This window comes from Bartonella sp. AU55XJBT, assembly GCF_028618525.1.
This window is the reverse complement of sequence record NZ_JAQITC010000004.1, coordinates 127,406-148,543: the sequence shown is the minus strand read 5'-3', so window position 1 is coordinate 148,543 and position 21,138 is coordinate 127,406. Positions and strand designations below refer to the sequence as shown.

14 protein-coding genes are annotated in these 21,138 nt (G+C 37.3%); 9 read left to right on the top strand and 5 right to left on the bottom strand.

Features of this window, described 5'->3' with window-relative positions; genetic code table 11:
• Positions 1-866: 866 nt before the first annotated feature.
• A complete protein-coding gene (mgtE, locus tag PVV70_RS03425; protein WP_273757896.1) occupies positions 867-2,243 on the bottom strand; it encodes a magnesium transporter in 1,377 nt (458 codons plus the stop codon).
• A gap of 662 nt (positions 2,244-2,905) precedes the next feature.
• Here mgtE and PVV70_RS03420 point away from each other — a divergent pair.
• Positions 2,906-4,930 carry a M3 family metallopeptidase gene (locus PVV70_RS03420; protein ID WP_273757895.1) on the top strand — a complete coding sequence of 675 codons (2,025 nt, stop codon included), beginning with the start codon at positions 2,906-2,908 and terminating at the stop codon, positions 4,928-4,930.
• 163 nt (positions 4,931-5,093) lie between these two features.
• On the opposite strand, the gene PVV70_RS03415 is transcribed toward PVV70_RS03420, so the two are convergent.
• Positions 5,094-6,170 (bottom strand): SGNH family hydrolase, encoded by a 1,077-nt coding sequence (locus tag PVV70_RS03415; protein ID WP_273757894.1) that lies wholly within the window; start codon positions 6,168-6,170, stop codon positions 5,094-5,096.
• Positions 6,171-6,188: 18 nt separating this feature from the next.
• Complete coding sequence (locus PVV70_RS03410) at positions 6,189-7,442, bottom strand: lytic murein transglycosylase (RefSeq protein ID WP_273757893.1); 1,254 nt, start codon at positions 7,440-7,442, stop codon at positions 6,189-6,191.
• A gap of 261 nt (positions 7,443-7,703) precedes the next feature.
• Here PVV70_RS03410 and PVV70_RS03405 point away from each other — a divergent pair, with 261 nt between their 5' ends.
• Together PVV70_RS03405 and PVV70_RS03400 are read left to right on the top strand one after the other, a co-directional pair.
• Entirely contained in the window at positions 7,704-8,594 is an 891-nt protein-coding gene (locus PVV70_RS03405; protein WP_273757892.1) for a UTP--glucose-1-phosphate uridylyltransferase, read from the top strand.
• A gap of 39 nt (positions 8,595-8,633) precedes the next feature.
• On the top strand, positions 8,634-9,626 hold the full coding sequence (locus PVV70_RS03400; RefSeq protein ID WP_273757891.1) for an SIS domain-containing protein: 993 nt from the start codon (positions 8,634-8,636) through the stop codon (positions 9,624-9,626).
• Between the two features lie 265 nt (positions 9,627-9,891).
• On the opposite strand, the gene PVV70_RS03395 is transcribed toward PVV70_RS03400, so the two are convergent.
• Positions 9,892-10,266 carry a hypothetical protein gene (locus PVV70_RS03395; protein ID WP_273757889.1) on the bottom strand — a complete coding sequence of 125 codons (375 nt, stop codon included), beginning with the start codon at positions 10,264-10,266 and terminating at the stop codon, positions 9,892-9,894.
• A gap of 267 nt (positions 10,267-10,533) precedes the next feature.
• Between PVV70_RS03395 and PVV70_RS03390 the strand changes: the two genes are divergently transcribed.
• The 3 genes from PVV70_RS03390 to guaB all read left to right on the top strand — a co-directional run bounded on the left by PVV70_RS03390 (position 10,534) and on the right by guaB (position 15,542).
• Positions 10,534-11,919, top strand: coding sequence for a sigma-54 dependent transcriptional regulator (locus PVV70_RS03390; RefSeq protein WP_273757888.1), 1,386 nt, complete (start codon positions 10,534-10,536; stop codon positions 11,917-11,919).
• 392 nt (positions 11,920-12,311) lie between these two features.
• Positions 12,312-13,883, top strand: a complete 1,572-nt coding sequence (locus tag PVV70_RS03385) for a phospholipase D family protein (RefSeq protein ID WP_273757887.1) — start codon at positions 12,312-12,314, stop codon at positions 13,881-13,883.
• Between the two features lie 159 nt (positions 13,884-14,042).
• Positions 14,043-15,542, top strand: coding sequence for an IMP dehydrogenase (gene guaB / locus PVV70_RS03380; RefSeq protein WP_273757886.1), 1,500 nt, complete (start codon positions 14,043-14,045; stop codon positions 15,540-15,542).
• 181 nt (positions 15,543-15,723) lie between these two features.
• Here guaB and PVV70_RS03375 read toward each other — a convergent pair whose 3' ends face one another.
• On the bottom strand, positions 15,724-15,870 hold the full coding sequence (locus tag PVV70_RS03375) for a hypothetical protein (protein WP_273757885.1): 147 nt from the start codon (positions 15,868-15,870) through the stop codon (positions 15,724-15,726).
• 507 nt (positions 15,871-16,377) lie between these two features.
• Between PVV70_RS03375 and PVV70_RS03370 the strand changes: the two genes are divergently transcribed.
• From PVV70_RS03370 to PVV70_RS03360, 3 genes are all read left to right on the top strand, one after another.
• Positions 16,378-17,664 carry an RsmB/NOP family class I SAM-dependent RNA methyltransferase gene (locus tag PVV70_RS03370; protein ID WP_273757884.1) on the top strand — a complete coding sequence of 429 codons (1,287 nt, stop codon included), beginning with the start codon at positions 16,378-16,380 and terminating at the stop codon, positions 17,662-17,664.
• 132 nt (positions 17,665-17,796) lie between these two features.
• A complete protein-coding gene (guaA, locus tag PVV70_RS03365) occupies positions 17,797-19,353 on the top strand; it encodes a glutamine-hydrolyzing GMP synthase (protein ID WP_273757912.1) in 1,557 nt (518 codons plus the stop codon).
• A 200-nt stretch (positions 19,354-19,553) separates the two neighbouring features.
• Complete coding sequence (locus PVV70_RS03360; protein ID WP_273757883.1) at positions 19,554-20,276, top strand: glycerophosphodiester phosphodiesterase; 723 nt, start codon at positions 19,554-19,556, stop codon at positions 20,274-20,276.
• The last annotated feature ends 862 nt before the right edge of the window (positions 20,277-21,138 follow it).

The window sequence follows — 21,138 nt, the reverse complement described above, 5'->3', positions numbered from 1 at the left end:
TGTTTTTTTATAATTTGGGAAGATAGAGACCATATTTTTATGGCAAAATGATTCCTTCAAGTCTTTAAGCCTCTATGAAGCTTAAATTGCTGGAGTTTTTTAATTAACATCCAGATTTAATGCAACCGCATATTGGGGATAAATATTGAGAAGATTAAGAATTTTATAAAAAGTTCTAATTTTTATATGCTAGTTTAGAGAAAGAGTGATGATCCGTTTGATTGGTTGTTGAGACGGGAATACAGCCTGATTTAGAAAAAATATGAAGACATTAAAGGAAAGTTCTTCTCTTTACCGTTATTTTAATTCACACGTATGACTTCAAAAGCATCTCAAAAAATTTATTTTAAACCATCGAAATTGGTGTATTGCCTATACTTATATTTTTTTTAAAGAGAGATACCTTAATATCACACACCCATTTCATGAGAAGATCAATGAATACTATATAATATACGTGAATGGTGTATTATAAACGCCTTTGTGAAGCGTATAAAGTCATTGATCATCCCTATTATTGTTCTTTCTTAGCTGTCAATATTGCGACAGCTTTTATATTTTGAGAGGACATAAGCACTATTTTACTCTTTTCTTGAATCATTTTTCATCCACATACTCAGCACGCTTGTGATAGGCAAGAAGATGACTTTAATTGATACAATATGAGAATAAGAAGACTTAATGATGAGGTAATTTTACGGTATTCGGAGCTATATTCGATATCAAAACGATGAATTATTATTCTAAACAATGTATTATCTATGAAATGGTGCTCTAGACAACAAATAATAGGGCTTGTTTTCTTATGGAAAAATCGAGTGACATGACAAGATCTTTCCATAAGAATGTGTTTTTACTTTACATGTTTAAAGAAGAGTTCCTGACAAAATGAGGGACGCTACAGAAAAATAGATGATAATGCCCATGACGTCGACTAGAGTTGCCACAAAAGGGGCAGAAGCGCTTGCTGGATCAAATTTTAAACCTTTAAGGATAAAAGGCAACATAGAGCCAGAAAGAGAACCGAATGTAACGATGCCGACCAAAGCTGCACCTACTGTTGTCGAAACAGCAATCCAATGTTGTCCATAGTCATAGATACCGAGTTGTTGCCAAAGAGCGATGCGCGTAACACCAATAATTCCGAGTAAGAGACCAAGGGATAGTCCTGTTGGAATTTCACGAATGATAACTTTCCACCAGTCTTTCAGTGTGAGTTCACGTAAAGCCAACGCGCGGATAATAAGGGATGTCGCTTGTGAACCGGAATTTCCTCCTGAACTCATAATGAGGGGAATAAACAGTGTAAGAATAATTGCTTTTTCAAGTTCTGTTTCGAAATGTTGCATAGCGCTTGCGGTCAGCATTTCACCGATAAAGAGTAAAGCGAGCCAGCCGCCGCGTTTTTTCATCATTTCAGGAAACTTGATTTGCATATAGGGCTTATGAAGCGCTTCCATACCCCCAAATTTATAGGCATCTTCATTCATCTCATCGACCATAGTATCAAGCACATCGTCAACGGTTACAATGCCAATGACATGATTATTTTCATCAACGACGGGCACAGAGAGAAGGTCATGGCGCTGGAAAAGGCGCGCAATATCTTCATGATGTGTGAAAGGCGATATTGTAACGGGCGAGTCATGGGTAGGGACATTAAGAATTTGTTCATCAGGTGAGGCAAGAATAAGATTACGCAGTGAAACAGCTTTAAGAAGAGTCCCTTTTTTGGGGTCAATCACATAGCTGGTATAAACTGTTTCACGTGTTCGCTCGACCTCACGAATGTGATCCAAAGTTTTTTGTATGGTCCAGTTTGAAGGAACCGCTATAAACTCTGTTGTCATCAGTGCCCCTGCTGTATGATCAGGATAACTGGTGAGTTTTTTAAGTTCAGCGCGCGTTAAGGGTTTAAGTAGGGCATAAAGCCGCGTGCGGGTTTCTTTATCCATTTCTTGAAAGACATCTGCAGCAGCATCTGCAGACATACCATCAAGAATTTCAACTGCACGATTTATGGGGAGAAGTTCTAAAATAGCAACAGGCTGTTCAAGCTCTGGTTTGTCAAAAAGTTCGATAACATACTCAAGAGGTAGTAAACTAAGAATAGTGACACGTTCCATGATATCGAGATCATTGATAATATCAATAGAGTCAGCAAAATGCTGACTTTTTAATTTTTCAGCGAGAGCTTCAGGAGAAAAATTTTTGAAGTCGAAGGTCGTTTTGATTTCAGTCATGATAAAATACCTCCTGAAAAATTGGAGAGTTATAAATCTAGATAAGATGATGAGATAAAAAATAATAAAAATTCATGGAAGATTCAAAAAAACCTCCCCAACGGTATTTCCAATTGTTAATATTTTAAGTGAAGTCAAGGACAAAGTGTAAGTTATAAACAATTTCTTAAATCACTGAAAGAAAGAATACAGTCTAATTTCATGATAATATGAAGGCGTAAATGTAAAAATCAGTTCTCATTTTTCCGTCATTTCTTTAGTACAGCTTTGCGATTTTTGAAAGAATCTACAGCAATGTTTTGTAAACAGTAGAGATGAAGCCTTTCTTCAAGCGTTTTTATCAAGAGACAATTTCATTGTGTTGTGCGAGTAAATAATCTTTATTGCTTTGATATAATATGGTTTAAAATGAAGGGATCCTACGATATTCAAGTTTCTCATTCAATATAAAAAACAATAAATTATCATTATAAATCAAAGATTTTGTTTAATAAGTGTAGAAATTCTTATTTTTATTGATTTCATGAAGCTAAAGATATTCTTTATTCAATAGAGCTTTGAAAGGTAATTTTGAAAGGCATGAAATAGTCTTAGTATATTATCAATTTGTGTCGTAAAGATAATTTTTTCAGCTAAAATTTATAACGGAGACATAGAATATTATGACAAAAGCAGCAGTGCTAGACTGGAAAGGATTTTCAGGTCTTCCTGATTTTTCTTCTATAAGAGATGAAGATTTCAAACCCGCTTTTGAACAGGCACTTCAAGAAGCCGAAGAAGAATTAGAGGCGATTGCGATGGTGCAAGAACCACCAACGCTTGAGGATTTTTTGCAACCTTTTGAGCTTTGTGGCAAAGCGCTTGATCGTGTCTGTTCAATATTTTTCTTGCGCGCCAGTGCTCATACGAATGCTTTGATTCAGCAGCTCGAACAAGAGTTCGTTGTAAAACTTTCCCGTTATTCTTCAAAAATGATGATGGATGCGCGGATATTTGCAAAAATAGATGCACTTTATCAACAGTCGCAGCAAGGCATATTTGAGAGTGAAACAACACGTGTTCTTGAATTATGGTGGAAAAAGTTCGTTTGTCATGGGGCAAAGCTAGACAATAAAGCTCAGAAACGGCTTATGGAAATTAATGAAAGACTTGCTTTTTTAAATGCTACTTTTGGGCAGAATGTTTTAAACGATGAAGCTGAATGGATTCTATTTTTAAAACAAACAGATTTATCTGGTTTACCGGAAGATCTTATTGCTTCAATGAAGGAAATTGCGTGTGAAAGAGGCAATAAAGAAGCCTATGCATTAACATTAGCACGCTCGATTGTTGAACCTTTTTTAAAATTCTCAAATCGTCGTGATTTGCGTGAGGTTGCATTCCAAGCTTGGGCTAAACGTGGTGAAAATAATAACAAGAATGATAATCACTCCCTTATTTTAGAGATTGTTGCGCTTCGAGATGAGCAGGCTAAATTATTGGGATATAAATCTTTCGCAGATTTGAAACTCGATAATACCATGGCTAAAAGTGTTGCTTCCGTTATGGATTTGCTTATGCCTGTATGGGAGCGCGCAAGAGCGAAGGCTTCTGCTGAGCAAATTGAGTTACAAAATTTTGCCAACCGTCAGGGAAGCAATGAATCTTTAGCCGCTTGGGATTGGCGTTATTATGCTGAAAAGCTCCGCACTGAAAAATTTTCTTTCGATAGCGCTGAGATTAAATATTATTTTCAACTTGATCGTATGATTAAAGCGGCTTTTGGGGTAGCAGAAAAACTCTTTGGCATTACTTTTGAAGAGAGAAATGCTGTTGCACTTTGGCATCCTGATGCACGTTTGTGGGAAGTAAAGAAATCTGATGGGAGTTTACTTGGGCATTTCATTGGTGATTATTTTGCACGTTCTTCAAAACGTTCTGGTGCATGGATGAGTAGACTGCAATCCCAACATAAATTGGATGGCAGTCAAAAACCTATTATCTATAATGTTTGTAATTTTGCTAAGCCGCCCAAAGGTGAGATTGCACTTTTATCACTTGATGATGCCCGTACGCTTTTCCATGAATTTGGGCATGCATTGCATGGTTTGCTTTCTGATGTCACATGGCCGTCGGTAGCGGGAACATCTGTTTCACGTGATTTTGTTGAACTTCCCTCTCAACTTTATGAACATTGGTTAACCGTACCAGAGATATTAAAATCTTATGCTATACATACAAAAACAGGGCATCCGATACCACAAGAGTTAATCAATAAAGTTTTAGCGGCGCAGACATTTAATGCTGGATTTTCTGCGGTGGAGTTTATCTCATCAGCTTTAGTGGATATGGCTTTTCATCAAGGAGAAGCGGTCACTGATCCAAAAGTTTTTGAACATAAAGAATTAGAAAAGTTGCAAATGCCTGATACAATTATTATGCGCCATCGTCCTCCACATTTTATGCATGTATTTGCAGGGGATGGTTATGCTGCTGGTTACTATTCTTATATGTGGTCGGAAGTACTTGATGCTGATGCTTTTCAAGCGTTTGAAGAAACAGGTGATGCCTTTAATTCAGAGCTTGCTGATCTTTTAAAGCGTTTTATTTATTCTGCTGGTGGAAGTCGCGATCCAGAGGAACTGTATAAAGCTTTTCGGGGACGAATGCCTTTGCCAGAGGCAATGATGAACAAACGTGGACTATAAGCTATAACGGTATGGTTAACACCATGCCGTTTTCATATTATTCTAAAGATGTAATTGCAATTTATGCAAGCTCCCTCTTTATTTATGGTTCTGTAAACAGAGTTTTTTATTTTATTCGCTTTTTGTTTATGAAGGGCATCAGATTTTGTCTTTTAAAGAGACATTATGGGACAGAAAAATTATCAGCGCGATCTTTTTGATGTCCATTTGGTGGAAACCATGATTTTTTTATAAAACTTGACGTTCGTTTGCCTAAAAGGTGGGTATTTTGTTGTGCCATATTATCGAGACTCATTGGAGGCTGACGTGTAATATTGTTTTGCTTTTGATTTTCTGACTCTTGTATAATTTTTTGAATAGCTTGATTGGTTGAGTATGGCTCTTCATGAGAAAAGGCATGAAAATTTAAAATATTTTTCAATGGTTTTTCTAAATAAGAGGCAAGTTTTTCCTTTCCCTCAAGGGTGAAATGAATGCCATTATTGGTGCGTAATTTGGCTATTTTTCCATGAATATCATAGCCTGAAAAAGAAAAGTTCTCTTTTTCGTCACTAAAACCTTTCCAGATATCGAGAAAATATCCCCCCGCGGTTTCTGTTTCTTGTTTGTAGAGCGCATTAAAAATTTTCATTTTTTGTGTTAAAAGATCATTTCCAAAAGAAGGTTGACCTATCCATATCCATGATTTTCCAGAGGAATGAAGATTTTCAGCAATTTCGATAATTCTTTGTTTGTAGATGCGCATCCATTCTGACTGATCTGTATTAATGATGCCATAAGAGTCTTTGATGGGTTTATTATCATTTGCACCGATCATTATGATAATGACATCGGGGTTATTTTGATCAATAAGTTTAGAAATATTGCTTTGCCAAGAATAATAATCTGTTCGCACGAGACCGGAAGCCGGCATTGTGTTGTTTATGATAACGATATCACTATTATCCGTAAAAAACTTTTTAAGGGCATCGGCAACAGCAGAAGCTGCAAAATCCCCTATGACAAGAATGCGCTTTGCATTCTCGTTTTTTAATTTTTGTATGTTTTTTTGTGTTACGATTTTTTTTTGCGGCTTGTCTATTTTTTGTTCTATAATTTGCGGTTGTTGTTGTGTCGGTTTATTTTGTTGTGACAACCATTTGAAAAAGTTGGTTGCGTAACTTGGGGAGGGCTGTATGATCCCCACAATAGAAAGTGCAAACAGCAAGAACATCAAGTATATCAGACGAAAAAGAGGCAAAATCTTAGCTCTCCATTATTATTTACGAAGGAGAAAAAGCACTTGAGAGGATGGATATCCGTTTGCTTTTAAACCGTGACGCAGCTGAAAAGCTTTAATTGCTTTGCGGGAGGCTGTTCCGATTTTTCCATCAACATTTCCTTTATAATAGCCTAGTGTACTTAAGCGAGATTGCAATTCTTTGCATTCCTGGAAGGTAAGGGGTTGAAAAGGTCTTTGCCAATCATGCACTAATCTAGGATGTCCAGCAATACGATCAGCAAGAAGGGCAACAGCAAAAGCATAACGATCTGCATTATTATAACGTTTTAGAACAAAGAAATTTTTTGTGACTAAGAATATAGGTCCTTTGGCTCCATCTGGATATTTTAATATTGCTTGTTCAGTTAATGGGGGAAGAGGATGCCCATTGGCGCGTTTTACACCTAATTTTTTCCATTGTTCAAAGGAATACCACCCTTCAGGAAGATTTTTCCCTTGGGGGATTTTCACCTCTACCCCCCAAATAAGGTGTGGTTGCCAGCCATTTTTGTGGAGAAGATTAGCAGCAGTAGCCAGAGCATCTGGAACAGAGGTCCAGATATCACGTCGTCCGTCTTTGTCCATATCAACGGCATAGGTGAGATAACTGCTTGGAATAAATTGGGTATGCCCCAAAGCACCGGCCCAAGATCCAGTAAGTTGAGAGCGTTTAATTTCACCATTTTGTAGAATTTTCATAGCAGCAATCAGTTGTGTATGTGCATATTTTGCTCGTTTTTTATCAGCATAGGCTAGGGTTGCAAGCGAGCGAATGGTATCACGCATGACACTTTTATTGGCTAAAATTTTTCCGTAATTGCTTTCCATTGACCAAATAGCAAGCAGAATATTGCGGTCAACACCAAAACGTTCTTCAATTTGAAGAAGCCATTGATTCCATTTTTTTTCTTGGCGCCGTCCTTCCACAATTGCAATATCATGGACACGATTATCAAAATAATTCCATGAGGGGGCAACAAATTCCGGTTGATATGCGGCACTTTTTAAAACTTCTGGATCAATGGCATTAACACCTTTAAAAGCCATATGAAACGTAGAGGGGGTAATATTGTGAGCAATAGCTGTCTTTTTAAATTCTTTAATCCAGTGTTTAAATCCGCTATCAGCATATGCAAAGGATACAAAAAACATTAAAAAAGCAGACAAAAAAACGACAAAGCCCCTAATAAGCGTTCTCGGACTTATTGACGTCTCTAAAAAAGAGAAAGCCTTCAATTCTGTTTTTTGCATTTTAAAATCCCCATTAATATTCAATTCATTATATGTGCAATAACTTTATTTTGTATTTAGTTTAATCGATAATATGATCAAGAAGAGAAAAAAACTGCAACAAATAATTTGTTTAATACTTTCAATAAATTCTCATATTCTCTTTTACATTTGTGATTGCCCATTATAAGGATAATTAAAATAATAAGATATCTTTTTTACTATTTCATAAAAACATATGATAAATAAAAAGGTTATATGAGTTCATTGAGGAGGGTGAGTTTGCCTAAAATCCGGAAAGCAGTATTTCCCGTAGCAGGTCTTGGTACGCGTTTTCTTCCTGCGACAAAAACGATACCTAAAGAAATGCTAACAGTTGTTGATAAGCCTGTTATTCAATATGTTGTGGATGAGGCGCGGGAAGCTGGCATTGAGCATTTTATTTTTGTGACTGGACGCAACAAAGCAGTCATTGAGGACTATTTTGATACGCAAGTTGAATTATATACAACACTTGCTGAATGTGGAAAAAAAGAAGATCTGGCACATTTATACCGTTTACAGCCGTTGCCAGGGACAACTTCTTTCACACGACAACAGCAACCTTTGGGGTTAGGACATGCGCTTTGGTGCGCGCGTGAATTGGTTGCAGGCGAACCTTTTGCATTGTTATTACCTGATATGTTGATAAAAGCAAAAAAGGGGTGTCTTTCTGAGATGATGAGCCTTTATGAAAGAATAGGGGGCGGAAATATTATAGCAGTTCAAGAATGTGATCCTAGAGAAACCCATAAATATGGTATTGTGGGGAAAGGTAAACAAATTGCCAATGGTTTTGAAATCACAAAAATGGTAGAAAAACCAGCGTTTGGAACGGCACCATCAAATTTGTACATCAATGGGCGTTATATTTTGCAGCCAGAAATTTTTAATATTCTTTCCACTCAAGAACGAGGAGCAGGAAATGAAGTTCAACTAACTGATGCGATGATAAGGCTTTCAAACGAACAGGATTTTTGGGGTTTGCAATTAGAAGGGCGCACTTTTGATTGCGGTTCTAAAGCTGGTTTTATTGAAGCTAACGTTGCTTTTGCTTTGGCACGTGCTGATATGCACAGCCGTGTTTCTGCTTCATTGAAAAATTTACTAGAAACCATTAAAGTTGAACAATGATGTAGATCTCCCATTTAATTTTATTGATTGAATTTGATTATGACAATACCATTTCCTCATAGGGCTTTGCAGGGGGCTGTTGCATCGGCGCTTAAAACACTTGCCAGTGAAAAGCAAGGGCTTGAAGCCCTTGAAGCAGCTTTTCTTGGAAGTCTTTCATCTTCTTTTGAAGCGTCTGTTCAAACCATTAGAAATGCCCTCGGACATGTGGTCATTACGGGACTTGGGAAAAGTGGTCATATCGGGACCAAAATTGCAGCAACCTTAGCTTCAACTGGAACACCTGCTTTTTTTGTTCACGCTGCAGAAGCCAATCACGGTGATCTTGGTATGATTGGGGCTGATGATGTTATTCTTGCTTTATCATGGTCTGGTGAAACGCAAGAATTAAGTGGCATTATGAGTTATGCGGCACGTTTTCGTATCCCCCTTATTGCAATGACATCAAGTGAGCACTCTGTATTAGGGCGACAAGCTGATATTGTTCTCTTATTACCCAAGATAGAAGAGGCTTGCCCCCATGGTTTAGCGCCTACAACTTCAACAATTATGCAATTGGCAATGGGAGATGCATTAGCCGTTTCTCTTTTAGAAATGCGAGGTTTTACCGCAACGGATTTCAAAATATACCATCCTGGTGGTTCTCTTGGTGCAAGCCTTAAATACGTGTGTGATATTATGCATGAGGGAGATCGTATGCCTTTGGTTATGCAGGGAACGGCTATGGCTGAAGCGATGAATGTGTTGGTAGAAAAACATTTTGGTTGTGTTGGTGTTATCAATAAAAAAGGTGAACTCATTGGAATTGTTACCGATGGTGATTTGGCACGGAACATTCATTTTAATTTATCAGAATTTAATGTTGATGAGGTGATGACCAAGAATCCTAAAGTTGTAAAGCCAGATACACTTGTTGGTGCAGCAATGGCTTTTATTAATGATCATCATATTGGTGCATTTTTCGTGATTGAAGATAAAAAACCGATAGGAATTGTTCATTTTCATGATCTTTTGCGCATCGGTGCTGCTTAGATTAAAATTCTCTATCAGATAAATGTTATTTTAGGCTAAAATAGATGGAACGATACAAAGTCACAGTTTTATTGTGAAGGGGCTTTTCGCTGATCTTTTGTGGGAAAAAATAACTACTTTACGCATTTTGTCATGTTTAGAAAATCCCACGGACAGAGATTATATCGGTCTCTCTGCGTATTTTAGAGAGGATTTTCTATCAGGAGGAGAAAGGATTACCCCCTGTTTGATATATGTGCTCCTTCTGTTCTTAACTAAGAGAAGCTTACCTTTTCTTTGTTGAAGATTTCCGTTTAAGGAAAAACTGTGCTCCTGTATGTGAGGTGCAGAGAAGTTGTGTAGCGTCATATGACATTGTACAATTGACTCTAGAAATTGTTCCACGGAGAATAGAGCGTATTTCAATTTCTATATTTTGGGCATTAAGGTAACTATATACCCCTTCTGATAGTTTTTCTTCTGTATCTGCAGCACGTGTTTCAAAAACACCATTGTGGAAAGAAGAAACAATGCCATTCTCATCAACCCATTTTCCGTCAATTCCAGTTGACACATTGGGGCTATAATATTGCGAAAAGCCACAAGCATTTAATAGCAAAGCGGTGATTGTAAGACATAAAATATGATAGGTATGTTTCATTTATTTCACTCTAATTTAGATTATTCTGCTCTCTATTCCCTATAAAATTATTAAATTATGCCATGAGTCAATATGAAAAATTTAATAAAAATCAATGAAAAAGCAAAAAAAATAGAAAAAAATGCCTTAATGTTGTATTTAATTAACAGCTTGATGAAATGCGCAAGTGAGACACAAGAGGTGAAATATTTCTTATGGTTTACAATAATTTTTACATTAAGCTGCTGAATAGTCTCATGAGTAATCTCAAAGGAGATTATTAACATTATGGTTGGTCCCATTCTGGTTGCGAGTGAAGATTATGGAAGACGTATAGAGCTTTCTGCTATGCTCCGAGGTTTTGGTTACCGTGTCATTGAAGCAGAAAATGGCCTCCGTACGATTGATCTTTTACACAGACGTAAAAACATTGTGCTTGCACTCCTTGATGTCGTTATGAGTGATCTGAGTGTAAGCGATTTGATTAAAATGATTAGAGTTGCTGGTGTTTCTGTTCCTCTTGTTGTGATAGCACAACAAGAGAATCAAGATTTACTCCAGAAAGCTTTAACAGCTGGAGCCATTGATTATTGGATTCATCCAGTAACATTATTACGCGTAAGAGTTACTTTGGATATTCTTGCTCTTATTTCTGCCTTGGAGCATGAGGTTCAAGATATTCGGAGAAAGAAAGAGAATCATTTACGGTTTTCGGATCTTTGCATAAAAAGTAGAGCGATGCAGATTGTTTTAGAGAAATCGAGAACAGCAGCAACGACTTCACAGAATCTTTTAATAGAAGGTGAAGTTGGAACGGGTCGTGAGACCTTAGCTCGGATTATTCATCATGAAGGTCTATTTTCAAAGGGTACTTTTATTCGCTTTCAATGTTCAGCGATTGTTGATCCAGAAGAAGAAAATGAGCATTGGTTTAAAGAATTCCTCCCATTGGTTTCTTCGCTTGAAAACGGGACGCTTTGCCTTTGTGATATTGATCGACTTGAGCCCATACAGCAAAAACGGTTTGCTCATTATCTTAAAGAAAGGGAAAGAGATACAAAAGGAAAACTTTTTCCTTTTCGGATCGTTGCTATTTCAACATCACGTTTAAAGGACTTGGTTAAAGAGAACTTTTTTTTGCATAGTTTGTTTGAACAATTTTCTCATCTATCGATTAGCGTTCCTGCTTTACGAGAATTAAGGGATGACTTTCCAGAGATTACACAACGTTTGATCGATCGCATCATAGTAGAAACAGGGCGATCACATGTGCATGGTTTAGCAGGATCAGCTCTTTCTTTGCTTATGCAGTATGATTGGCCTGGCAATAGGAATGAACTTGAAAATTTTTTATTTCGTGCGATTTTACTCAGTGAGGGACCGTTATTAACTGTTCGAGATTTTCCCCAATTAATGGGAAATTCATTAATGAGTGTTCCAAATATCATTGAGGGTAATATGCAAGAAGATAATGAACAAGATTCGATACAATTTTTGAATACTGATGGGCATGTGCGTACTTTTGCAGAGATGGAGCATGATATTATTGAGAAAGCGGTTAAACATTATAAGGGGCATATGAGTGAGATTGCGCGCCGCCTTCATATTGGTCGCTCTACACTTTATAGAAAAATGGAAGAATTGAGAGCCATAAGAAATCAAGATCAAAAGTAGAATTCATAATAAATTTCTTTTGATGACAAGTATGATTTTCAAAAAATTAGAAGGGCTTTTGATAAAGTTAGTGGGGCTACTTAAAGAAGACAATCATTTATTATGAATTTTATTGATTGGGGATGATTTTGTAGAATTAAATCAAATATAAATTTTATTGGACTATTTTAGCGTTTGTTTCATTTTATATATATTATTAAAATAGAGAGATATTTTTTAAAGCTTTTAAATTATTACAGCTAAATTTTTACGTCATGGATATTAAATTTATACTCTCTTAAGCAAGAAGTGGCATTTTATCCGCTACACGGTTAAAATGAAATGATTAATTTTAGTATTATGGTTCGTATCACGGGTGATGCGATAGCTTAAAAATAGAAAGTTTATCTTCTTTGACTCTTTTACAGATTGTTGTTGGTTTTATTCTCTTTTTTTTTATTGCATCTATGTTGGCAATTTACACCTATGGGCGTTTTGTGAAAAATGCTAGGGGACAATCTTCTTATGCGTTGCCTATTCAGAAGGATGAAACCAAGCTTGATCGTATCGTTAGTCAATTAGCTGAAGAAGAAAATGGTTTAGGGGTTAATAAAGATGCCCTTTCCCTCATCATCAGCAATTTAGATGCGTTTTGTGTTCGTGCAATAGGCGCAGCAGAGGCTGGGCGTAGCCTTGATTTGATGTATTATATTTGGGACGATGATTTAACGGGGCGTCTATTATTAAGTGAAATAGTTGAGGCAGCTGATCGGGGCGTTCGGGTGCGACTGCTTTTGGATGATATTAATGCTCAGGCACGTGATCCAGCTTATATTGCGCTTGATAAACATCCGCATATTGAGGTGAGAATGTTTAATCCAGGGCGATCGCGAAAAGGTGGTTTACGCCGTGGTTTAGAGATTATATTACGGGCAATTACTGTAACACGGAGAATGCATAATAAAGCTTTTATTGTTGATGGCAGGGTCGCTTTTGTAGGAGGACGTAATCTTGCAGATTCTTATTTTGATGCAGCTGAAGAATCTCATTTTCGAGATTTAGATTTGATGTTAATCGGTCCCTCTGTTAAAAAGGTGGAGAGTATCTTTGATGATTTTTGGAATAGTACTGTTGTTTTGCCAATTCATACTTTGGTTCTTCCTAAAAGCGCAAGCGATCTTAGCTATTGGAAAGATAAATTACGAAAGTTTCGGGATTCCAAAGTTGCAAAAGTTTATTTAGATTATGTCAAAGAGCACATTAACTTCGAGTGTTTTATCCAGACAGGAAGGCGGTTATTTTTAGCCGATAAAGTTGTCGTTCTTTCTGATCCTCCAGAAAAAGCATTGCGTAAAAAAGCGAGCAATTGGCTTATGAAGGTACTCTCAAAGGTTATTGGAAATGCCCAAAAAACGGTTCAAATTACATCCCCTTATTTTGTTCCTGGTAAGGTTGGGACGCAGAATTTTAGTCATTTGGTTTCAAAAGGTGTTGATGTCAAAATTCTCACAAATTCTTTGGCCGCGACCGATGTAGCATTAGTGCATGGTGGTTATGTCCCGTATCGTAAGGCACTGTTGAAAAGTGGTGTTAAGCTTTATGAATTAAAAGCGGAAGGCAATCCCCATGGGCTACGATTATTTCGATCGAGTAAGGCAAGTTTACATGCCAAAGCTTTTTTAGTTGATCGTAAAACAGCTTTTATTGGATCTTTAAACTTTGATCCCAGGTCAGCAGCGCTCAATACAGAAATGGGCATTCTTTTTGAATGTGCTCCGATTACAGCAAGGCTAGATTTGTTGTTTTGTGAAGAAACGACGGGCGAAATGAGTTATCATCTTCGTCTTGGTAAGAACAATCGTATTTATTGGGATTTTATTGAAAATGAAAAAAAATATAGCATTGATTATGAGCCAGAAAGCAATTTTTGGCGTCGCGCATTTGCAAAAATAATAAGTTGGTTACCAATCGAATCGCAATTGTAAATTTTTATAAACCACACTTTAAAAAAATATTTATTTTTCTTTTCATTTTGTTTGTAGCATGGCATAATTTTTTGCCAATCTACCCTATGAGAACCGCATGTATTTTAAAGCTTCTTGCGGCGTTTTGTTATAATGTTTTATTATAAAAGGAATTTTGCTATGGCAAAGATTGTTGAAACGGGGACAGGGGCATTGGCACTGACTTTTGATGATGTACTTTTACAGCCCGGTCATTCTCTTGTTATGCCTAGTCAAGTGGATCTTAGAACGCGTATTGCAGCGGATATTAAGCTCAATTTGCCATTACTTTCCGCTGCAATGGATACGGTAACAGAATCGCGTTTAGCAATTGCTATGGCTCAAGCTGGTGGTCTTGGGGTTATTCATCGTAATATGTCTTCTGCAGAGCAGGCAGAAGAAGTCCGCCAAGTAAAAAAGTTTGAATCTGGTATGGTTGTTAATCCAGTCACAATTGGACCTGATGCAACCCTTGAAGAAGCGAAAGCTTTGATGCGCTTTCATGGCATTTCAGGTATTCCAGTTGTTGAAAATAGTGTTAAAGGTGCTACTGCTGGACGGCTTGTTGGCATTTTGACCAATAGAGATGTCCGCTTTGCATCAGATCCAAAACAAAAAATTTATGAATTAATGACGCATGAGAATTTGATCACAGTGCGTGAAAATGTTCAACTCAGTGAGGCAAAATATCTTTTACATCATCACCGTATTGAAAAATTATTGGTTGTGGATGAACAAAATCGTTGTGTTGGTCTGATAACAGTTAAGGATATTGAAAAAGCAAAATTAAATCCAAATGCGGCTAAAGATTCTCAAGGACGTCTGCGTGTTGCAGCGGCGAGTAGTGTTGGGAATGATGGGATTGAACGTGCTGAACGCCTTATTGATGCAGGTGTTGATGTATTGGTCATTGATACAGCGCATGGACATTCTCAGCGTGTGCTAGAAACTGTTGAACGGATTAAAAAGATGGCTTGCTCTCCAGCCGTTATTGCTGGGAATGTCGCAACTGCTCAAGCAACGCAAGCATTGATTGACAGTGGTGCAGATGCGGTAAAAGTTGGTATTGGTCCTGGCTCTATTTGTACAACGCGTATTGTTGCTGGTGTTGGTGTTCCTCAACTTGCAGCTATTATGAATGCTGCAGAAGTTGCGGAAAAAGCGGGTATTCCTATCATTGCAGATGGTGGGATCAAAGCATCGGGTGATTTTGCTAAAGCTTTAGCGGGTGGAGCTTGTGCAGCGATGATCGGTTCTCTTTTAGCGGGAACAGAAGAAAGTCCTGGTGAAGTTTATCTTTATCAAGGTCGATCTTTTAAAGCCTATCGCGGTATGGGATCTGTTGGTGCTATGGCACGAGGATCAGCAGATCGCTATTTTCAAGATGATGTCCGTGATGAATTGAAGTTGGTTCCTGAAGGTGTGGAGGGGCAAGTGGCCTATAAAGGTCCTATAGCATCAGTTCTCCATCAGCTTGCTGGTGGACTGCGTGCTTCTATGGGCTATGTTGGGGCAAAGGATCTCGTAGAGTTTCGTAAAAAAGCAACGTTTGTTCGTATTACCAATGCGGGACTCCATGAAAGTCATACGCATGATGTTTCGATCACACGGGAAAGTCCAAATTACCGGGGTCCAGTTTGAAGGAATAAGAGCTTAGCGTCACTATTGCATAGATGTGACATCTTCCGAGAATAAGGAAGAGAGACGGCCCTTTTTTCTGTTTATAATTTGGTACCATAATTCAGAAAAGGAAAGAATTAGAGGCTAAAACTCTAATTCTTTCTGTTAAGACTTGTGTGAAGTAAATTATATAAAGTTAGAATTAACTTTTTGTTGTCTTGCGTCCTGTCTTTGACGCACGTTGGCGAGTGTTTGCCTGATCACTTTGGACGGATTTCTTTCCATTGTTTGAGGGCATTGTATTATGACGGCTTTTAGATGAAGTTGTTTTTCCATTATTATAAGTCATTATTTTCTCCTTTTAAATTATCTGGCAGTTGCCAGTATAGTAAAAACGGTCATGCCAAATAGTGGTTCCAAGCATTTTCTAAAAAGTTAATTTTTGGTTGAGAATAAGATGAGCTTGTCTGATCTTGTTAGAAGCTTTTCAGAGGGATAATATTTTCAAGATGGAAGATATTTGATTTTCCCTGTTGTTTATATAAGTCGAGAAAATTTCATTTTACGCAATAATAAAGAGTTTGTTTTTTTCGTAATGCATGATGGAAAGAAGTTTTTTATGTATGGCAGCGTATCTTTTAGCGTAAGAGGATTTTATGTATTTTAGAAGGGTAAAAAGCCAATGGGCAAAAAATGAAAAGAAAAATCTAGATACACTCAATTGGATCTTATAGAAAATATGCTCAGATCATTTTAAAAGTGAATGTAAATTTTTGAGAGCTTTGACCAGATTTCATTGGCAATAAGAAGATAATATAAACGATTTAGAATTTTATTATTTTAATGGGAGAAATGAATGCGATTAGGTGGGCGTTTGCAAGCAGCAATAGATGTTCTCAAAGAGATAGAAATGAGGCATCGCCCCGTAGGAGAAGCTTTAAAGGATTGGGGGCTTTCTCATCGCTTTGCTGGAGCAGGTGATCGTGCAGCCATTGGTACAATCGTTTATGATGTTTTAAGACGACGATATTCTTTACAATGGCGTATGGAGAGTGATGATATTCGGGACATTGTTTTTGCTACCTTGTTAGATACGGGAAAAATGACGCTGGAGCAAATTGATCGTGCGCTAGAAGGAGATCGGTTTGCACCGCAGTTATTAGAGGATAAACAGCGCAAATCGTGGCAAAAGCGGCAATTAGTGGATGCACCAGACTATATTCGTGGTGATATTCCTCAATGGTGTCAAGCACATCTTTGTCCTTTATTTGGTGACAACTGGATCGTGGAAGCTGCTGCGTTAGCAACGCGTCCTTCTTTAGATCTACGAGTCAATAGCCTAAAGGCAACACCAGAAAAGGTGCTGAAAGAGTTAGCAAAAACCAAACTACAATCTTTTTCATGGTTTCGGCAAGCTTTAAGAGTTGCACCGATTGAAAAATTTGATCGCCATCCCAATGTTCAAGTGGAACCAGCTTTTCAAAAAGGGCACTTTGAAATACAGGATTTAGGGTCTCAAATTGTTGCTCATCTTGTGGAAGCGCAAGAAAGCATGCAGGTATTAGATTATTGTGCAGGTGCTGGTGGCAAAACATTAGCTTTAGCTTCCGATATGAACAATCGTGGGCAAATTTATGCTTATGATTTTGATAAAGCACGCCTAGCGCCTATTTTTGATCGACTTCGACGCGCTGGTGTTCGTAATGTACAAACACGAGTACAAAAAGAAGAACTGAAGTCCCTAATAGGCCAGATGGATAGAGTTTTGTTAGATGCACCCTGTAGTGGGACAGGAACATGGCGTCGTCGTCCAGATGCGAAATGGCGTTTAACATTAGAGCAGGTAAAACAACGCCAAACAGAACAGAGGGCTATTTTGAATGAGGCGATAGAATATCTTAAGCCAAATGGGCGCTTAGTCTATATTACTTGTTCTCTTTTTGCAGATGAAAATGAGGAACAAATTTCCCATTTCCTTCAACAACATTCTCATTTTTCTCCAATAGAGATGCAAGTGCTTTGGCAGAAACATTTTAGTTTTTCTCCTGTGCAACCAGTTTTTTCAAATTATGGGTTGACTTTATCGCCTGCAACAACACAAACAGATGGCTTCTTTTTATCTGTGTTGCAAAAAAAACATTGATCTATATTTTTGCATTTTTTATCATAAATTTTACAAGAATAATTCTTTTCTTAAGAAAACAGGCTTGTGAAAAGAGAAAGATTGAATCATAACTCTCATGAGTTCTCTTTTACAATTGTTGATTGGTTTTCTATGAGCATATCACATCCAGACACTGTTCTTATTATTGACTTTGGTTCACAAGTTACACAACTTATTGCACGACGTGTAAGAGCAATGGGGGTATATTGTGAAATTGTTCCTTTTCAATTGGCTTTAGAAGCTGTGCACCGCATAAATCCTAGAGCTGTTATTTTATCAGGAAGTCCTTATTCCGTCATTGATGAAGGGTCGCCACGTGCTCCAATGGAAATTTTTGAGGCAGGTATTCCGATTCTTGGTATTTGTTATGGGGAGCAGGTCATGTGTGTTCAGCTTGGAGGAAAGGTTGAAGCTGGACATGAGCGTGAATTTGGTCGTGCTTTTTTGGAAATCCAAGAGGAGAGTACCCTTTTTGATGGCGTGTGGGAAAAAGGTTCTCATTATCAAGTATGGATGAGCCATGGTGATCGTGTGGCAGCTTTACCAGAAGGTTTTCGTGTCATAGGAACCTCAAAAGGAGCTCCTTATGCGGCTATTTCTGATGAGAAAAGACGTTTTTATGCGGTACAGTTTCATCCTGAAGTTATCCATACACCAGATGGTACAAAACTTTTACAAAATTTTATTCATAAAATTTCTGCTATTAAAGGTAGTTGGTCAATGGCTTCTTATCGTGAGCAGGCAATTGCTACGATACGACAAAAAGTTGGGAAAAGTCGCGTGATTTGTGGTCTTTCAGGAGGGGTGGATTCTTCTGTTGTAGCGGTACTCCTTCATGAAGCCATAGGAGATCAACTGACATGTATTTTGGTTGATCATGGATTAATGCGTAAGAATGAGGCACAGGAAGTTCTTACATTATTTCGCGATCACTATAACATAGAGCTTATTCACGTTGATGCTGCCGATATATTTCTTAATGCTTTAGAAGGCGAGACAGATCCAGAAAAAAAGCGCAAAACGATTGGTCGCCTTTTTATTGAAGTTTTTGAAGAAGAAACGAAAAAAATAGGAGGTGCAGAGTTTTTAGCACAAGGAACACTTTATCCAGATGTTATTGAGAGTGTCTCTGCTATTGGTGAATCGGTAACCATTAAAAGCCATCATAATGTGGGGGGGTTACCAGAACAGATGAATATGAAACTTGTAGAACCGTTGCGTGAGCTCTTTAAGGATGAGGTTCGCTTGCTAGGGCGAGAGTTAGGGTTACCCGAGCAGTTTATTGGTCGCCATCCTTTTCCAGGACCTGGTCTTGCAATTCGCTGTCCAGGGGCTGTGACCCGTGAAAAATTAGAAATTTTACGTGAAGCAGATGCTATTTATCTTGAGGAAATCCGTAAAGCCGGTCTTTATGACGAAATTTGGCAAGCTTTTGCTGTTCTTCTTCCTGTTCAAACTGTTGGTGTGATGGGCGATGGTCGCACTTATGAATTTGTTTGTGCTCTTCGTGCCGTCACATCTGTTGATGGAATGACTGCTGATTTTTATCCCTATGATATGGCGTTTTTAAGTAAGACGGCAGCACGCATTATTAACGAAGTTAGAGGGATTAATCGTGTTGTTTATGATGTAACCTCAAAGCCTCCTGGGACCATTGAATGGGAATAATTGAAATGAAGGATAAGATTTTTAAGGATAAAATATGATTAAGGGTTTTATATTTAGAAAGATGTAGAAAAAATCTTAAAAAATAATTGTGCTCATTTATAGGGTATAAACTTTTATCTGAAAATCTATACGCTAATATTATTGAGAGCCAACGTCATTTAAACCATTGTCATTTAAAATTGGGAAGTATGAAATTTTGCATGTCTGAGAAAAAAATTGTTGCACACCGTGGTGGAGCGCATCTTTATCCTGAAAATACCTTTTCAGCATTTATTAACGCTATAGCGTTAGGTGTTGATGAAGTTGAATGTGATGTTCATTTGCTTAAAAGTGGTGAGGTGGTTGTTTTTCACGATTTCCGTCTAGATCAATTGGTTGGCAAAAAAGGATATATTCACAATATTGATAATGAAACACGCAAACAACTCTGTGTGAAAGGAAGCCAAGAAGCACCTCCTTTATTAGAAGAAGTACTTGATCTTTTAGCACCAACCAATGTTGGTTTGCATCTTGAAATCAAAACATGTGGTGAAGTGGAGCGTGAAACAATCTTATCCCAAAAAGCGCTTGCACTCATAAAAAGTCGAAATTTATCAGAACGGGTTTCTGCCATTAGTTTTGATCCTTTGATCCTTCGTCCTTTTATTGAAGCAGGCATACCATCTGGTCCATGTGTTGATAATTTTGAAGGTGATATGTATCGCCATTTTTCTGAATGGAAACAATTGGGGTATTCTGATTTAAGTTTAGATGGTTCCATTGCCTCACAGGATTTTATTGAAGCAGCGCTTGAAGCTGGTTTTACTGTAGGAGTATGGACAATCAACGGAAAAGTTCGGTTATCACATTGGCTTAATATGCCTGTACATTACATTACGACAGATCAACCGGATCTTGCATTGCAATTGCGTGCACAAAGGTAAAAAAATATACTTCTACAAAATCACTGTCCCTTCATAAAGCTAGCCTCATGGAAAAAAGTAGGAAGTGTTTTCTTTTGCGCAATAATAACACGTTGATTTTTAATGATAACTCAATACTTTTTATATTGAGTTGAGAGCTCTTAATATCAAAAGATTTTCTCACTTCAAATTTTTTACAATGAATCAAGCAAAATCATTCATTTGCATATTACGAGCGGAATTGATGTGTGGATAAAAAGCTATTGAAAAAAAATAAAATATTCATTTAAACTCTCTTAAAAGCAAGGCTTATTGAAGGATGAGGGGCATCGTATGATGGTATCGTTTTGCACTTTTATAAAGTATAAAAATGATGACGTACAAAAAGTCTTATATACTTTAGCGGAGAGGTTTTATGGCTTGTTTTATAGGGGCTATCATGAAATGTAGATGTATTAAAAGATTTTTTAACGGCATGGAAATTGGTCATACAATATATCATTTTGTTTTGCATAAAAGGTGTGATCCCATTGCGGGGAAGGAGACTATTAAGCGCTTCAAAATGATTTTCTTAATTTTAAGAAAAATTCTATGTGTCTCTTCATTAAATTCAGCAGCAACATCGTGTTAAGGTTATAAGCCGAAAATTGTAAGACAAATAACAAAAGAATAAACAATTCTTTTTTGAAAAAAGTAAATCCAGATATTATATATATTACAAAGTCATTATCATTAAATGACATTTACGATCTATATCTTTTTACTTATTCCCGTGCTTGTTTAGGTCATCTCACTTTTTTCAGCTCGTTACAAACGCGTATCTCTTTAAACCATAAGAAAGCTTATAAAAGAAAACGAATAAATCTACACAAATTCATTTGAC

Bases quoted from the DNA above. Each gene is read 5' to 3' on its own strand.
- mgtE (WP_273757896.1), bottom strand. From the start codon at position 2,243: ATGACTGAAATCAAAACGACCTTCGACTTCAAAAATTTTTCTCCTGAA.
- PVV70_RS03420 (WP_273757895.1), top strand. From the start codon at position 2,906: ATGACAAAAGCAGCAGTGCTAGACTGGAAAGGATTTTCAGGTCTTCCT.
- PVV70_RS03410 (WP_273757893.1), bottom strand. From the start codon at position 7,442: ATGCAAAAAACAGAATTGAAGGCTTTCTCTTTTTTAGAGACGTCAATA.
- PVV70_RS03400 (WP_273757891.1), top strand. From the start codon at position 8,634: ATGACAATACCATTTCCTCATAGGGCTTTGCAGGGGGCTGTTGCATCG.
- PVV70_RS03395 (WP_273757889.1), bottom strand. From the start codon at position 10,266: ATGAAACATACCTATCATATTTTATGTCTTACAATCACCGCTTTGCTA.
- PVV70_RS03390 (WP_273757888.1), top strand. From the start codon at position 10,534: ATGGTTGGTCCCATTCTGGTTGCGAGTGAAGATTATGGAAGACGTATA.
- guaB (WP_273757886.1), top strand. From the start codon at position 14,043: ATGGCAAAGATTGTTGAAACGGGGACAGGGGCATTGGCACTGACTTTT.
- PVV70_RS03375 (WP_273757885.1), bottom strand. From the start codon at position 15,870: ATGACTTATAATAATGGAAAAACAACTTCATCTAAAAGCCGTCATAAT.
- PVV70_RS03370 (WP_273757884.1), top strand. From the start codon at position 16,378: ATGCGATTAGGTGGGCGTTTGCAAGCAGCAATAGATGTTCTCAAAGAG.
- guaA (WP_273757912.1), top strand. From the start codon at position 17,797: ATGAGCATATCACATCCAGACACTGTTCTTATTATTGACTTTGGTTCA.
- PVV70_RS03360 (WP_273757883.1), top strand. From the start codon at position 19,554: ATGTCTGAGAAAAAAATTGTTGCACACCGTGGTGGAGCGCATCTTTAT.